Origin of the sequence: Streptomyces sp. NPDC058246 (genome assembly GCF_042881985.1) — a bacterium.
Classification (GTDB): domain Bacteria; phylum Actinomycetota; class Actinomycetes; order Streptomycetales; family Streptomycetaceae; genus Streptomyces.
In genome coordinates this window covers 418,884-433,671 of sequence record NZ_JBHVWZ010000004.1, presented here as the reverse complement: position 1 = coordinate 433,671, position 14,788 = coordinate 418,884, and the positions used below count along the sequence as shown (strand labels likewise).

9 protein-coding genes and 2 pseudogenes are annotated in these 14,788 nt (G+C 67.0%); 7 read left to right on the top strand and 4 right to left on the bottom strand.

The window, feature by feature from the left end; genetic code table 11:
* Positions 1 to 1,103: 1,103 nt before the first annotated feature.
* The 3 genes from ACFVXA_RS09130 to ACFVXA_RS09120 all read right to left on the bottom strand — a co-directional run bounded on the left by ACFVXA_RS09130 (position 1,104) and on the right by ACFVXA_RS09120 (position 3,881).
* Positions 1,104 to 1,958: an ABC transporter permease gene (locus tag ACFVXA_RS09130; protein WP_389754483.1), complete on the bottom strand. Its 855-nt coding sequence runs from the start codon at positions 1,956 to 1,958 to the stop codon at positions 1,104 to 1,106.
* Positions 1,955 to 2,950, bottom strand: a complete 996-nt coding sequence (locus ACFVXA_RS09125) for an ATP-binding cassette domain-containing protein (RefSeq protein WP_383747409.1) — start codon at positions 2,948 to 2,950, stop codon at positions 1,955 to 1,957. Before ACFVXA_RS09125 ends, ACFVXA_RS09130 begins: the two co-directional genes overlap by 4 nt.
* A gap of 772 nt (positions 2,951 to 3,722) precedes the next feature.
* Positions 3,723 to 3,881: a hypothetical protein gene (locus ACFVXA_RS09120; protein ID WP_390024448.1), complete on the bottom strand. Its 159-nt coding sequence runs from the start codon at positions 3,879 to 3,881 to the stop codon at positions 3,723 to 3,725.
* On the opposite strand from ACFVXA_RS09120, the pseudogene ACFVXA_RS09115 reads away from it, so the two are divergent.
* Together ACFVXA_RS09115 and ACFVXA_RS09110 are read left to right on the top strand one after the other, a co-directional pair.
* A pseudogene (locus ACFVXA_RS09115) lies at positions 3,856 to 3,972 on the top strand (IS5/IS1182 family transposase); the annotation flags it as partial. The gene ACFVXA_RS09120 and the pseudogene ACFVXA_RS09115 overlap by 26 nt on opposite strands.
* Before the next feature lie 127 nt (positions 3,973 to 4,099).
* Positions 4,100 to 4,765, top strand: coding sequence for a nitroreductase (locus tag ACFVXA_RS09110; protein WP_383747413.1), 666 nt, complete (start codon positions 4,100 to 4,102; stop codon positions 4,763 to 4,765).
* Between the two features lie 38 nt (positions 4,766 to 4,803).
* Here the strand turns inward: ACFVXA_RS09110 and ACFVXA_RS09105 are convergent.
* Positions 4,804 to 4,923 (bottom strand): annotated as a pseudogene (locus ACFVXA_RS09105) (AAA family ATPase); the annotation flags it as partial.
* Positions 4,924 to 5,282: 359 nt separating this feature from the next.
* Here ACFVXA_RS09105 and ACFVXA_RS09100 point away from each other — a divergent pair.
* The 5 genes from ACFVXA_RS09100 (at position 5,283) to ACFVXA_RS09080 (ending at position 14,481) form a co-directional block, all read left to right on the top strand.
* On the top strand, positions 5,283 to 6,122 hold the full coding sequence (locus ACFVXA_RS09100) for an IclR family transcriptional regulator (RefSeq protein ID WP_390024419.1): 840 nt from the start codon (positions 5,283 to 5,285) through the stop codon (positions 6,120 to 6,122).
* Between the two features lie 930 nt (positions 6,123 to 7,052).
* On the top strand, positions 7,053 to 7,541 hold the full coding sequence (locus ACFVXA_RS09095) for an ATP-binding protein (RefSeq protein ID WP_383910841.1): 489 nt from the start codon (positions 7,053 to 7,055) through the stop codon (positions 7,539 to 7,541).
* A 14-nt stretch (positions 7,542 to 7,555) separates the two neighbouring features.
* The gene (locus ACFVXA_RS09090; RefSeq protein WP_390024417.1) at positions 7,556 to 8,815 is read left to right on the top strand and encodes an FAD-dependent oxidoreductase; all 1,260 of its coding nucleotides are present in this window, start codon (positions 7,556 to 7,558) and stop codon (positions 8,813 to 8,815) included.
* A gap of 389 nt (positions 8,816 to 9,204) precedes the next feature.
* Positions 9,205 to 12,795, top strand: a complete 3,591-nt coding sequence (gene uca, locus ACFVXA_RS09085; RefSeq protein ID WP_390024415.1) for an urea carboxylase — start codon at positions 9,205 to 9,207, stop codon at positions 12,793 to 12,795.
* A 15-nt stretch (positions 12,796 to 12,810) separates the two neighbouring features.
* Positions 12,811 to 14,481, top strand: coding sequence for an allophanate hydrolase (locus ACFVXA_RS09080; RefSeq protein WP_390024413.1), 1,671 nt, complete (start codon positions 12,811 to 12,813; stop codon positions 14,479 to 14,481).
* Positions 14,482 to 14,788 lie beyond the last annotated feature (307 nt).

Here is a 14,788-nt window from a genome sequence, read left to right as displayed (position 1 = left end):
TTCTCCGGTGCTACTTGAAGGTGCCAATCGCCCTGAGATGCGCATGAGAATGACATAAAAGGCAGCTAAAACCAGAAGAAGACCTGCTGCGTAAAGACTTTTGACAGTTGCGCCATGAGCATTCAGCCTGGATCGCCGCGTGAATTCTGGTCATGGACATGAGGTGGATTGTGGTCGGCCGCCCGGCACTCAGGGTGATGCCGGGCGAGAAGTGGCGCCACGCGCCGGTCCTGGCGCGGCAGAACTGGCCCGACGGCACGGTCCGCTACCAGGTCGAGGTCGACCTGCTAGGGGACACGACGATCAGGATCATCACGTACCAGTGGGCGCAGCCCGGGTTACGGTGGCCCATGAAAGGCGCTCGAAGCCGTCCCGGGGCGTCGACGAGGCGTCCAACGGCAAGCCCCCGGGCCGTGACCCGTGACGGCGCCTCCGCCCAAGCACCTGCCGGCCGCGTGATCCGCCCCGCACGTTCATCTCGGGCCTGACGGATCGCCATCACCCGCACGCTCGCCGAGCCAACTGTCGTGCAGCCGCGGGCGTACGGCGGACGGGTCAGCCGGCGCTGCGGAGCGCACGACTCGAGTGGACCTGGCTGGCGTGAGCGGGCGGTCGCTGTCCTGCACGTGACTTTGGCTCGGGAGGAGGGGGGTGGGGGTTGAACGGCCCAACGATCTGCCACGGGTACGCGGGGTTTCTGCAGCCGGCCGCCCGCGTGGCATTCTCTTGTGGAGGTGCTGGCCTGGTCGAAGGGTGCCGGCGGATCACGGTGGCGGCGCTGGCGGTCGGTCCTGCTTGTGCCGCGCGTTCGCTCCACCGTGCGGAACTACACCTTCGAGGCGAGCGCGGACCAGCTCTGACAGATCATCGATAGCCGACAGGGCCAGGTTGCCCCTTCCTCAGGTGCGCCCACACACGCTCGGCCGGGTGAGGTTGCAGGCGCAGGCGCAGGCAGTGAAGTACGAATCGGCATCGGCATCGGCATCGACCGGCTCCATGTCCCACAGCGGCCGACCGAACCAGCCCCGTATCTGGTCCAGGTGCCCGACGTCCCCGCGGATCGTGCCGGCCGAACCCGACCACATCCGCCGCCTGGCGGCCCCCTACTTGCGGTTGTAGAGGCGCATCGTCACCGTCCCGAAGACCGTCACGAACAGCGCCGACCAGCCCAGCGTCCAGCCGATGTCCGCCACCGGCCAGTTGCCCGCCATCAACTCACGTACGGCCGTGGCCAGATGGGTGACCGGACTGTTGTTGACGAAGGCCTGCAGCCAGCCCGGCAGCGTCCGCGGGTCGACGAAGACGTTGCTCAGGAAGGTCAGCGGGAAGATCACCATCATGCTGACGCTCATCACCGACTTCTCGGTGCGCAACAGCAGGCCGACCATCGTCCAGATCCAGGAGAAGGCGAACGAGAAGACCATCAGCAGCGCGACACCGAGCAGGATGCCGGTCACCCCGCCGTCGGGGCGGTAGCCGATGACGACGCCGACCGTGAGCATCACCACGGAGGCGATGATGTAGCGCACGATGTCTCCGAGGAGATAGCCGACCATAGGCGCGGGACGCCAGATCGGCAGCGTACGGAAGCGGTCGAAGACGCCCTTGTCGATGTCGGTGTTGATCGCCACGCCCGTGTACATCGTGATCATCACGACGCTCATCACAAGGATGCCGGGCAGGAGGAACTGGATGTACGCGTGGACCGAGCCGGCCAGTGCTCCTCCGAAGAGGTACGCGTACATCAGCACCATCATGGCTGGGAACGCGGTCACGTCGAAGAGTTGCTCGGGCACATGCCTGATCTTGCGCATGGCCCGCCAGCCGAAGGTCATCGACGCCGACAGTGCGCTGGGCCGCGGCGGGCGGTCCCGGGCGACGAGGAGGGCCGCCAGGTCCTCGGCCCGCGGGGCGGTGAACGCGTGGTCGTCAATCTCCTTGGTGGCGACGGTAGTCATGCGGCAGTCTCCTTCCACGCGGTCTGCTCGTCCTTCTTCTTGTCGGTGAGGGTGAGGAAGACCTCGTCCAGGCTGCGCTGGCCCAGGGCGAAGTTGTCGACGGTGATACCGGCCCTGGCCAGTTCGGAGAGCGCCCGCGCGGCCTGCTCGGCAGCGTCCAGCTCGCTGCCGTGGCCGTTGACTCGGGCCGTCAGGGCAAGGGGGTCCGTATCGAGCTGGACCGTCGCGTCGAGGACGAGCTCGAGCACGCGTTCCGCCTGCGGGCGCTGCTGCGGCTCACGCAGCCGCAGATGGACCGCGGCGGCGCCCACGGCCGCCTTCAGCTCGCCCTTCGTGCCCTCGGCGATCACCCTCCCGTGGTCGATGACCGCGATGCGCGAGGCCAGTTGGTCGGCCTCGTCCAGGTACTGCGTCGTCAGCAGCACCGTCGTGCCCTGAGCGACGACGGCCCGCACGATATCCCACACCTGGTTGCGGCTGCGCGGGTCGAGGCCGGTCGTCGGCTCGTCCAGGAAGAGCAGGTCCGGGGTGTTGATTATGGACGCGGCGATGTCGATGCGGCGTCGCATGCCGCCGGAGTAGTTCTTCACCTGGCGGTCGGCCGCGTCGGACAGCCCGAACGCCTCCAGCAGCTGCCCGGTCCGCTCCCGGGCGGCCGGCTTGCCGTGGCCGAGCAGCCTGCCGAGCAACAGCAGGTTCTCGGTGCCGGTGAGGTCCTCGTCGACCGAGGCGTACTGCCCGGTGAGGCTGACCCTGCTCCGTACGGCGTCGGCCTCCGTGAGAACGTCCCGGCCGAAGACCCGCGCCTCGCCGCCGTCCGGCCTGAGCAGGGTGGCCAGCACCTTCACCGTCGTCGTCTTGCCCGCGCCGTTCGAGCCCAGGAGGCCGTAGACGGTGCCGGCGGGCACACGGAGATCCACGCCGTCGACGGCCCGGTTCTCGCCGAAGACCTTCACCAGACCGATCGTCTCGATGGCCAGATCAGCATTCATGTCAGTCCTTTCGTTCCCCTCTGTTCGTTCGCTGCGGCGTCCGTACGGTGATGGTCGAGCTGGTCGCGGGTGTGCTCCACCAGCGACACCGGGGGCTCTGCTCATGTTGGTCGTCGGGGTGGAGTGCCAAGGCCCGGACCGATGACGTCGTCGTCGGTGGGAGCGCTTGTCGGACCGGATCGCCCTGGGTTTGTTGACGGTGGGTCTCGGTCGAGCTTGCGGGAGGTACTCGTATGGTGCGGGCGCTTGGAACAGCGGCCTCGGCTGCTGCTGGCTCAGGGCGTGCCGCGCTACTTCTCGGCGATCTCCTCGAGACGCTTACGCTCGCCGGGGATGATGGCACGGGCGATCTTGGCCTATGGAGGAAAAGAGCCCGCGTATCCCATGATGGTTGCCTTCCATTCGGCGCCGGCCGCTGCGGCAGCTGACACAAGAGAACCAGTTCCTTCCCCGCGACGCGCTCGCCCGATCGGAGGATGCTCAGGCTGACCGCCCGCTCCTCCGACTGGACCGTCACGAGCCGCGCCCAGGGCGGAGCATCCCACCCGTGGCCGGGCCAACGAGCATGGCCAGCGACTCGGACGTACCGCCCCTCAGCACACCCGCACACACTCGTGGGTGCGGAAGGACGCCGCCGTCCTACGGTGGCCGGACGTGCGATGCCGTTGTAGGTGTGCGGTGCCTTGACCTCGACGGCCCCGGCGGCGGTGGGCGCCGAGCGGGGCTGGTGGTGGCCGTTGCGGACCACAAGCTGCCGCCCGCGGGCGTCCTCCTACCCGTCAGCCAACTCGGCTACATAGGCGCCGACTTCGGCCTCCAGCGCGCCGGCGAGCATCCGCCTCGCGCCCTCCCGGACGATCTCGTCGCTGAGCGAGGAGCCGTTGGCGGTCGTCCCGTCGGCGATCGACGGGACTTGGGAGAGGGTGTTCACTGCCCTCCTCGCCCAAGCGGACGCCGGCAGAGACCTGTACGGGGTCATCGCGGTCGACTCCACGATCGTCCGTGCCCACCAACACGCCGCCGTGATCGGCCGGCGGAGGAATGTCGGTCAGTTTTGGCAGCACCAAAGCTCCGCCCGGCCTGCTCGCCGGGTGCGATGATCATCCTCGTGTCTTCGCTGCCCGCCATGGAGTGAGAGGACGAGAAGACGTGGATGTGTATGAAGCCGTGGACAGTCGCAGGGCCGTGCGGGCGTTCAGCGATGAGCCGGTAACCAGAGAGGTACTCGAACGGGTGCTGGCAGCAGCGACGCGGGCTCCGTCGAGTGGGAACCTCCAGCCGTGGCATGTATACGTCGTGACCGGCGAGCCTTTGGCCGAGCTGAAGAGACGTGCGACGGCCAGGGCGCTGGCGGGAGACCCGGGTGATGAGCGGGAGTATCCGATGTACCCGGCCGAACTGGCCTCACGCTATCTGGACCGCTTTGCCGCCGCGGCCACCCAACGGTACGCAGCGCTGGGAATCGAGCGCGATGACCCCGCCCGACCCACGAAGATCGCCGCCTTGAACTCGGACGGGTTCGGGGCGCCGGTCGTCCTGTTCTGCTACCTCGACCGGACGATGGGACCCGGACAGTGGGCAGACGCAGGGATGTACTTGCAGACGGTCATGCTGTTGTTGAGGGCGGAAGGGTTGCACAGCTGCCCGCAGGTGATGTGGACGATGTATCGCGAGACCGTCAGCCACATAGTCGGAGCTGATGACGGACTCGTGCTGTTCTGCGGTGTCTCGGTGGGATTCGAGAAGGAAGGCGCGCCACAGCTGCGTACCGGGCGAGCGGACATGACAGAAACGGTGAGCTTCATCGGAGGATGATCCGCTGACCGGTGATCCTCACAGCAGACGGGTCGTCGTCAGCCGGTGTCGCTCCGCTCATTGCGGGCTCGGGTCTGGGCGAGGCGGAAGGGGTCGGTGCCGGTCACGATGATGTTCCCGCCGAAGGTGAGCCGGTCGACGATGGCCGCGCAGATCCGGGTGCGGCCGGCGCCACTATCTGCCGCGCCGGACTTCACTTCGTGGGCAACCTCATCCGGTCCGCAAGATGAACCGAAAGGCAGACCTTGGTCCGCACGTCTCCTGCCGTAGCCGTGTCAACTACCCGCCTGTCGACGACACGACGGGTTCAGGCACTGCGCCACGGTAGAGGTCTTTCCACAAAGACGCAATCTCAGTTGCGCGATTTGCAACTCTGCGCCTCTCTTTGGACCTATGCGGCGGATCAACCTCATCTGCAGCAGCGGGACTCTCGCCAAATCGACTCAACACCCTGGAAACCGGACAGCTCACAACATATGATTGCAATAACGACAGTTGCCTGAGTTGCAACCAAGGGGTGAATCACGTGAGTGCAGGGCGCACGGCCGTCGGTCTCCGCCGAGATCTGGAGATCCTGGAAGTTCTTCGAAGCCCCGAGGCAACCAGGGGCTCGGGACTGAGCGTTACACGCATATCGGAACTGACAGGGCGTGAAAAGAGCCAAGTGTCACGTGCTCTCGCGGGCATGCGCGAGGAGGGCCTGGTCGACCGGGACCCAGGGACGTTGGCCTACCGGTGCGGCTGGCGACTTTACGCTCTTGCAGCAGCCACCGGTGAGAGCCGTTTGGTGCATATGGCCAGCCCGTTCCTGCGCCGGCTTGTGTCTCAGATCCGCGAGACCGCTTATCTGTGCGTACTGCGCGGACACAATGTGATGACCCTCCTTACCGAACCCTCTCCGCACGCCTTTCGCAGCCTTGGGTGGGAAGGTCTCACCTTGCCGGTGACGCAGACTTCAGCAGGGCGTGTCCTTATCTCCGACTGGGAAGACGACATCGTACGGACGTCCTTCAGCGACGGAGTGATGCAACCGGCCCCCTCAATTCCGCCGCTGCGTACAGTCGACGCACTGATCCGTGAACTAACGCTGATCCGCACGATGGGATACGCAAAGGTCGACGGCGAGCTGGAAGAAGGCCTGGTCGGCGTCTCTGCAGCGGTACGCGATTTCCGTGGACGTTTGGTCGCCGCAATCAACGTCGGTGCCCCCCGCAGCCGTCTCCACAGTCAACTCGATGCCGCCGGCAGGCTCACACTCCGCTGCGCAACACAGCTGTCGCGCGCTCTCGGCTACACCGGCTCATCCGTTGATCCCGGCACCGAGAGGGCCGATGCGACGCTACACGCTGGATCATGAATCGCTGCAGGCAGGGTTCCAAGGCAAGACCACTCATCGCGCGTGACGCGCTCGAGCGATGGGGCTCCTGCAGGCTGGACAGTCTCCCCATACGCTGGAGCTGACTGCCCTTCATATTTCCGGCCGTTTCACGCGCAGGTCGCCAGGGACGGGAAAGCGAATGCGCCTGCTGAGCTGGGGCGGAGTCCCGGTCGACGGCGGGAGTGGCGGTCGAAGCTGCCCGCCGACACCCCGTCGCTCTCTCCCGCAGTGGCGAGAGAGTCGATCAGGTGGGAACGGCTTCCGCCGCGGGGCGAGCGCAGCGGACAACCCCCTCCACGTCTGCTTTCGGCGTTCATGCGAACTGACGCTCGCTGGTGTGTGTGGGGCGGTCCTTTGTGCGGGCGTCATCCCGACGATGGAGCAGGCGCCCCGGATCGGGTCGAACGCGTACATCACTGGCAGGACGCCACCGCGCCAAGGGTCGACTCGGCTTCGCCATGGAGTCGGCCGGATACGGTCAGTGGCCATACGAGCGCAGGGTGGGTGCCGCTTGTCTCGTGGGCTGGTTCCGGCTCCCCTCAAAGGGTGTCGCTGGGAGCTTCTCCGCGGCTGGGGAATCGCTGCCGTGAAGGGCTGAGCGGCATCCTTTAGGGCTTTTCCGAGTCAGGACTAGGGAGGAGCCCCGAAGTCAGCGGGCAGATCTGGGCGCCTACTGGAAGCAGGCCATCTTCCCTCCGGGCGCCTCACCGAAGCACATCACGAGGCGTGGCCAGTGCTCCGATTTGCCGGGGCATTTCTGACCGCCGAGGGGGGACGGCTCCTTGATCCCTATCACCGATGCGTCTACCGATCGGTCGCTGGACGTGCAGCTGTGGAAGCCGTCCTGACCACCGAGCCGGCAGCGCTCGTGGGAGATGATGTCAAATGGTTGCCGCGATTGTAGGAGCGATGAAAGTTCAGGTACGACTGACCGGTCGGGAAATGGCCGGGCGGGCGCGTGAGGTCTCGCACCGGTTCGCCAAGAGTGCCGGATGCTCCGAGAACGCAGAGGACGACCTGGCCCTGGTGGTCTCGGAATTGGTCACGAACGCCGGACGCCATGCACCGGGCCCCTGCCGGATGTACCTGGAAACTGTGGAAGGAGGAGTTGCGGTAGAAGTCTGGGACACCAACCCGATGCTGCCGCATTTCCCTTCTGCTGATGGCGCAGTGTGCGAGTGCTGCGTCGAGGACGAGCTCCAGTGCAGTGGATACGGGCTCGGCATTGTGGCTCGGCTGGCTCGGGAGCTGTACGGCTTCGTCGGCCCGGAGGGCGGAAAGACGGTCCGCGCCGTCGTCGCTCGGTCTGCCGTTCCTGATGCCATTCCCGACGCGCCAGGCGGTCCTACGACCGTGCCCTGGCCTCGCTCTGCCACCGAGAGCGCCGGGATGCCGTAGGTGGCACTGCGCACATGCACCGTGGACGTAGAACCCTCGGCGCCCTTGATGAGGAGTTGCTGCAGATGAATCCAGAAGGCCTTCCTCGCCCTCGCCATCCGGGGCTCGCGCCTCCCCTGCTGGACAACGGCCTTCTGCGCGGATCGGTGTGCAGCCCCGCTGAGCGGGCGCGAACCGCCGCCACACTGGCAGGGCTCGACCGGGCGGATGCTGCCGACGTGCGGTTGGTGTCGGAGATGCTGGGGCTGACCGTCAGTGACTTGCGTGCGGGCAGAGACCTGTTGGCGCGGCAGAAGCGTATGGACGCAATGCCCGTGGTGAGCGCCTCGGCCGGGGAGGCAGGTCGGTCCGACCCTTGCCGTTGCGGGCTGAGGCCCCCCGTCGTGGATCGACGTCGCGCGGTGACCGGTTCGTCGTCCGCACACGGTCGTCAGCGCGCCGGGTTCCCTCCCCCAGGTGGAGGGAGGACTCGCGAGCGAGTCCTGGTCGTAGGAGGCGGCCCCGCAGGGGTGGCGGCGGCAACGGTGGCAGCCCGCGCCGGGTGCCGCGTCGTTCTGGCCGAGGCAACCGGGTACCTGGGTGGACAGTTGGCTGTGGCGGCCCGCTCGATGCCGCACAGAGAACTGTGGTGGTCGTGGCTGCGCCGGGCCATGGCGGAACTGCGCCGTGGCGCCATCGAGGTACGTATGAATACGCTTGTCCGGGCCCAGGACGTCGTCGGCTATGACCGAGTGATCATTGCTACGGGCGCGTATCTGTGGCGTTCTGCCGCAGTGACGGCCGACGGTCTGGTCGTTCTGGATGCCTGGACCGCCATCATGCGGCCGGCGCCGCTTTCCGCAGCTGTTCTCGTGGTCGATCACGAGGGGGAATGGTCGGCGCTGGATGCCGCTGTCGTGCTGGCAAGTCACGGGCATGCGGTGACCCTTGCTACAGAGGCCGGTGCGGTCGGGCGTGGCCTGCACCATCGCGAACAGGTCGCGTACCAGCTGCTGCTGGAACAGCTCGGCGTGAACGTTCTCCTGCATCGAGCGTTCGTAGTTGGTAATGCAGAGACGCGATCGGCTTTGCGCCACACGGTCTCCGGGGAAGACCGGCCGCTGCCGACTCATCTCGGCGCTGTGGTGTTCGCCCCGGCGCGAACGCCGCATAGCTGTCTGCGATCGCACGTCCAGGGGTCCCCCACTATCACCAAGGTCGGCGACGCGGTGACTCCCCGCACGCTGGAGGAGGCCATCGCAGAGGGCGCACAGTCCGGGGAGGCTCCGGACTGACAAAAGCCACGGTCGCACGAGGAATTATGTCGGTGATCGTCAGTTGCACCCCGACAGGATTGTTCACCACTCCCGAGCCGCCGTGTGCTCCATGTTCTTCGCGAGAGGACCAACCGGAATAAGAGGGTAAAATGGTTGAAACGGGATCTCCTCCCGCGGAGACGTCCGTCGGGCCCCTCGCGAAGGGCGAAGCATGTACCCCGTCACCGTTTCGGCGTGCCGCCTTCGACCCTTCATGCAGCTCGACGCCGGTCCATCTTTGTCCACTCCCTCTGGCGGTCACGGGAAAAAGGACCGACAGCGTCAGGGGATTCGTGCGGTGCCCATGTAACCCGGCGGTATGCGGCTGCTCCGCTGTCCGGCACGGTCGTCAGTGTTGAGGGATCTTTATGTTCGACACCGTTCTCATCGCGAACCGCGGGGAGATAGCCTGTCGGATCATTTCCAGTGCGCAAGCCCTCGGGCTGCGCACGGTCGCCGTGTACTCCGACGCCGATCGTTCTGCCCCGCACGTGCGGATGGCGGATCGCGCGATACGCATCGGTCCGGCACCTCCGGCCCAGAGCTATTTGTCGATCGAGCGCATCCTGAGCGCGGTCCAGGCCGGCGGGGCCGGGGCTGTCCATCCGGGGTACGGGTTTCTGTCGGAAAACACCGCCTTCGCCTCCGCCGTCGAATCGGCGGGCACGGTCTTCGTCGGGCCACGCCCTGCTCACCTGGAGATCTTCGGCAGCAAGGACATCGCCCGCCGAACCGCTCAAGCGGTCGGCGTTCCGGTGCTGCCCGCCACCGAGGTGCTCCCTGACGCACAATCGGCATTGTCCGCCGCCGGGGAACTGGGGTACCCGCTCATGGTCAAAGCGGCTCACGGCGGGGGCGGGATCGGCATTCAGGCCTGTGCCGGTCCCGACGAGTTGTCCGCAGCGTGGGAGCACGTCCGCCGGCAAGCCGAGGTCAATTTCGGCGGTGGTGGCGTATTCCTCGAGCGGCTCGTTCAGCGGGCCCGCCATATTGAAGTCCAGGTGTTCGGTGACGGGACCGGGGAGGTTGCGGTTCTCGGCACTCGGGATTGCAGTCTTCAGCGCCGACATCAAAAGGTCTTGGAAGAAGCACCGGCCCCCTACCTGACCGACGCCGTCCGCGGCCGGCTCCACTCCTGGGCGCGCCGCGTGTGCGAAAGCATCGCGTACCGGTCCGCCGGAACCGTCGAGTTTCTGTACGACCTTGACACCGCCGAGGCATGGTTCCTGGAGGGGAATCCCCGACTGCAGGTGGAACACCCGGTCACCGAGCTGGTGACGGGCCTTGACCTGGCCGCTCTCATGCTGCGATTGGCTCGTGGGGAGCGTGGGCTGCTGGCGGAAATCGGTTCCTCCGGGCCAACCGTGCAAGGGCATGCAGTCCAGGCGCGGTTGTACGCCGAAGACCCGACTCGAGGATTTCTCCCCAGCGAGGGACTCCTCACCCTCGTACAACTGCCCACCGACGTACGCGTCGACGGATGGGTCGAGACGGGCCAGGAAGTCTCATGCGAGTACGACCCTCTGCTGGCCAAGATCATTGCATTGGGGCGAGATCGTCGGCAGGCCTTCAGCGCACTGCGCAAGGCTCTGGAACGCACTCGGATCGAGGGGGTGGAGACGAACCTCGGATTGCTGCTGCAGGCCTGCGGCTGCGAGGAGGTTCTCAGCGGACCACCGAGCACCACAACGCTTTCCCGCATTCAAGACCTTCGCCCGCGGATCGATGTCGTACGGGCAGGGACCATGACGACAGTCCAGGACTGGCCGGGGCGCACCGGGTACTGGGAAGTCGGAATCCCGCCGAGCGGACCGATGGATGATCTGTCGTTCCGGGCGGGCAACATCGCGCTGGGCAATCCCGAAGGAGCGCCGGGCCTGGAGTGCACCTGGGAAGGCCCTGCTCTGCATTTCAGCGCCCCGGCTACCGTCTGCGTGACCGGGGCTCCGGCGCAGGTGACGCTCGACGGGCAGCCGGCGCCGCAGTGGGAGCCACTCGACCTCAAGGCCGGCTCGCAACTGGAGGTGGGGGCACCGATGGAAACCGGTTTGCGCACCTATGTGCTGGTGCGCGGCGGGTTGCAGGTGCCGGAGTACCTAGGGAGCGCTGCGACGTTCACGCTCGGCGGGTTCGGCGGGCATGCAGGGCGGGCATTGCGCAACGGCGACGTATTGCGGGCCCACCCTGGGCAGGCACCGACGCATCCGTCAGGGCAGGCCGACCCGGCTCCCACATTCACCCATCACTGGGACATCGCGGTCTGTGAAGGCCCGCATGCCGCGCCGACCTTCGTGACCCCACGCGGAATGAGGGAACTCTACGGCGGGGAGTGGAGCGTTCACGGGCAGTCCGCCCGGAATGGTGTGCGTCTGACCGGTCCCCGGCCGCGCTGGTCCCGCCCCGACGGTGGCGAGGCAGGGTTGCACCCCTCCAACGTCCATGACACGCCGTACTCCATCGGCGGGGTCAACTTCACAGGTGACACGGCCATCATTCTCGGCCCCGACGGCCCCAGTCTCGGCGGCTTCGCCTGTCCCATGACGGTGGTCAGGGCAGAGCGCTGGAAGGTCGGGCAGCTGCGGCCCGGCGACACGGTGCGCTTCCGACCCGTTGAAGGCACCACGGATCGCCTGTGCGCAGCATCATCTCGCGGGCTGCCCACCATGCCCACCACAGTGCTCCCAGCTGCCACCAAAGCGATCTCCGAGGAGGGAGTCCTGGCGCGCGGCGAGGCCGCCGACGGCACCCCCGTGGTGTACCGCCGGTGCGCGGAGGACAACGTTCTCGTGGAATACGGGCCCATGGCTCTGGACTTCGCCCTGCGCATCCGTGTGCATGCGTTGCAGGAGCATCTCCGTACCGTCCGGCCCCGGGGGTTGATCGACCTCACCCCTGGAGTCCGTTCGCTGCATCTGCACTTCGATCCGGACGTCCTGCCGCTGAGAACCCTGCTGAGCGTCCTGCACGAAGCCGAGTCCCTCTTGCCGAAGACCTCCTGCATCACCGTACCCAGCAGGGAAGTTCACCTTCCCCTGTCATGGGACGACCCCAGCATCCGCAAGGCCATCTCGCGTTACTCGGCCACGGTGCGGGCCGAAGCCGCCTGGACACCTTCCAACATCGATTTCATCCGGCGCATCAACGGCCTGGACAGCATGGAGGAGGTGCGGTCGATCGTGCACGCCGCCCAGTACCTGGTGCTGGGACTGGGAGATGTCTATCTGGGGGCGCCCTGTGCCACCCCGGTCGATCCTCGGCATCGTCTGGTGACCACCAAGTACAACCCGGCACGCACCTGGACGCCCGAGGCAGCGGTCGGCATCGGTGGTGCCTACCTGTGTATCTACGGCATGGAAAGCCCAGGCGGATACCAACTGATCGGCCGTACCGCATCCATCTGGAGCGGGTTGCGCGAAATGCCCTACTTCGAACCCGGTACACCCTGGCTGCTGCGCATGTTCGATCGCATCGTGTGGCACCCGGTAAGTGCCGAGGAATTGCTGGACATCCGCTCCGACCTGGAGGCCGGCCATCGCAGCTTGGACATTCGTGCGGGGATGTTCGACATGAGCCACCACCAGGAATTCCTGGCCGCGAACGCCCAGTCCATCGCCGTCGCTCGGCAACGGCAGGAAGCCGCCTACAACGCCGAACGCCAGGCATGGCAGGCCAGTGGAGCCATCACCTACGAGGAACCGGAGGCCGATGCCACGCCGCAGGACGTACAGGTTCCCCAAGGGGGAGCGTTGATCACCGCACCATTGACCGCAAGCGTCTGGCAGGTCCACGCGGAGCGCGGCACACCCGTAACAGCTGGGCAGCTGTTGATGACCTTGGAAGTCATGAAGATGGAAATGGACATCCGGGCCCCCACGGACGGCACCGTCAACCGTGTCATGGCCCGCCCCGGCCAACAGGTCGGTGCAGGGGCACCCCTCATGGTTCTCGGACGACGGTGAGGAGGCGATACACCCATGCCCACCTCATCCGGCTCAGCCCAAGAGCGGGTCCTGGCGGCTCAGCGGCGGATCGACACCTGCGGGCGCCCGGAAGTCTGGATCACCCTTCGGCCCTCTCACGCCGTGCTGGCCGAAGCACGCGTAGTCGACCGACGCTCCCGACAAGGCGAGAGCCTGCCGTTGGCCGGCTGCCTGCTGGCGGTGAAGGACAACATCGACGTGGCAGGGCTGCCCACCACCGCAGGCTGTCCGCCCTTCGCCTACGTCCCCTCCGCCACGGCTCCCGTCATACAGCGGTTGATCGATGCCGGCGCTCTGGTACTGGGCAAGACGAATCTCGATCAGTTCGCCACCGGCCTGGTCGGAATCCGCAGCCCGTACGGAGCCGTGCGCAGCGCCTGGGACCCGGCGAAGGTGGCGGGAGGATCCAGCGCAGGATCCGCCGTAGCCGTGGCATTGGAGTTGGCCGACATCGGCATCGGCACGGACACCGCAGGCTCCGGACGGGTACCGGCGGCCTTCAACCGCATCATCGGTTTCAAGCCCACCCGAGGACTCCTCCCCCTCACCGGGGTGGTCCCCGCATCCCGCTCCTACGACTGCGTGACGGTCCTTACCCGCACGCTCGCCCTCGGTCAGCGCGCTCTCTCTGTGATGGCGGGACCCGATGCGCACGATCCGGGCAGCCGCGCCTGGCCCGACCTCGTCCGGCTCGCCGCTCCGCAGCCCGCCCGCCTCGCCGTTCCCCGGGATGGGGACCTTTCCCCCTTGTCGGCCGCGGCGCGCTCGGCATTCGACGCCGCCGTGGAGACATTCAACGCCGCAGGCGTACAGACCACGGTGATCGACGCAAGCCCCTTCCTTGAGGCGGCGAAGCTCCTCTACGACGGTGCCCTCGTCGCCGAGCGCTACGCCGCCGTCGGCGAGTTCATCTCCCGACACCGCGATGACGTCGACCCATCCGTGGCCACCATCATCCTCGACGCCGGCCACATCGCCGCTCACCAGTTGGTCAGCCACCAGGCAGCCGTAGAGGAAAGCAAGGCGATCGCTGCCGCCGCGCTCAGCGGCCACGATGCCCTGCTGCTGCCCACAGCCCCCGAGCACCCCAGCATCGCCGCCGTTCGCCACGACCCCTTGGGCACCAATCGCCACCTGGGCAAGTACACCAACTTCGTCAATGTCCTGGACATGGCTGCCCTGGCCGTGCCGGCCGGAGAGGCCGACGGCGGACCGTTCGGGGTAAGCGTCGTCACCCGCGCCTTCGACGACCAGATCGCCCTCGACCTGGCCGCCCTTCTCCTGAACGAGCCGGCACCGCCGCCCTACGGCGACACGACGGTGCATGTCATGGTCCCCAGCACGCATCCCCACTCCACGCTCCGAGAGCAGCTCATAGCTCATGGCGGCCGCCTCCTGCAGGAAGGCCAGCGGCCACCAGGCGCTGCCACTGCCCAATCCCGGCGCACCGCCCACCGAGAGTCCGCCCGTCCCCCCACCGACGCAGACCACTGGGCCGTCTCCATCGGTGGCCTAGGGCGACTGCTCGTGGATCTGCCGATGCGCGCCACTTTGGAGCACGTCCCTTGGCCTGACGGCTCACCAGCAGTCTTCCTCGCGGTAGCCCCCGATGCAGACCTCATCACCGCCATGCCGGCCTCCGGCCCCGGACGACGAGACTCCTGACTGCACTACGCAGTGTGTGAGCGCAGGGGACGTGCGCCCCCGGGCTGGTCTCAACTCCCAGCAGGCATCGGACAGATCAAGCGACGATCAGGCAGGCCGGTTGCGGCTGACCTGGGAGTCGACCCGGAGACGCTGCGGAACTGAGCACGGGCGGCCGGGGCACGTCGGACCCGGGGACGCCGGCCAGAGGTGCCGGCCCCACCGCCCCACGAACCTTCCTGGCGCGCAGCGGAACTTGCACTTACTGCAAGAAAATGGCCTCTGCCAAGCGCTCCCCCACCGCCGCGCGCGCCCAGAGGGACGTGCG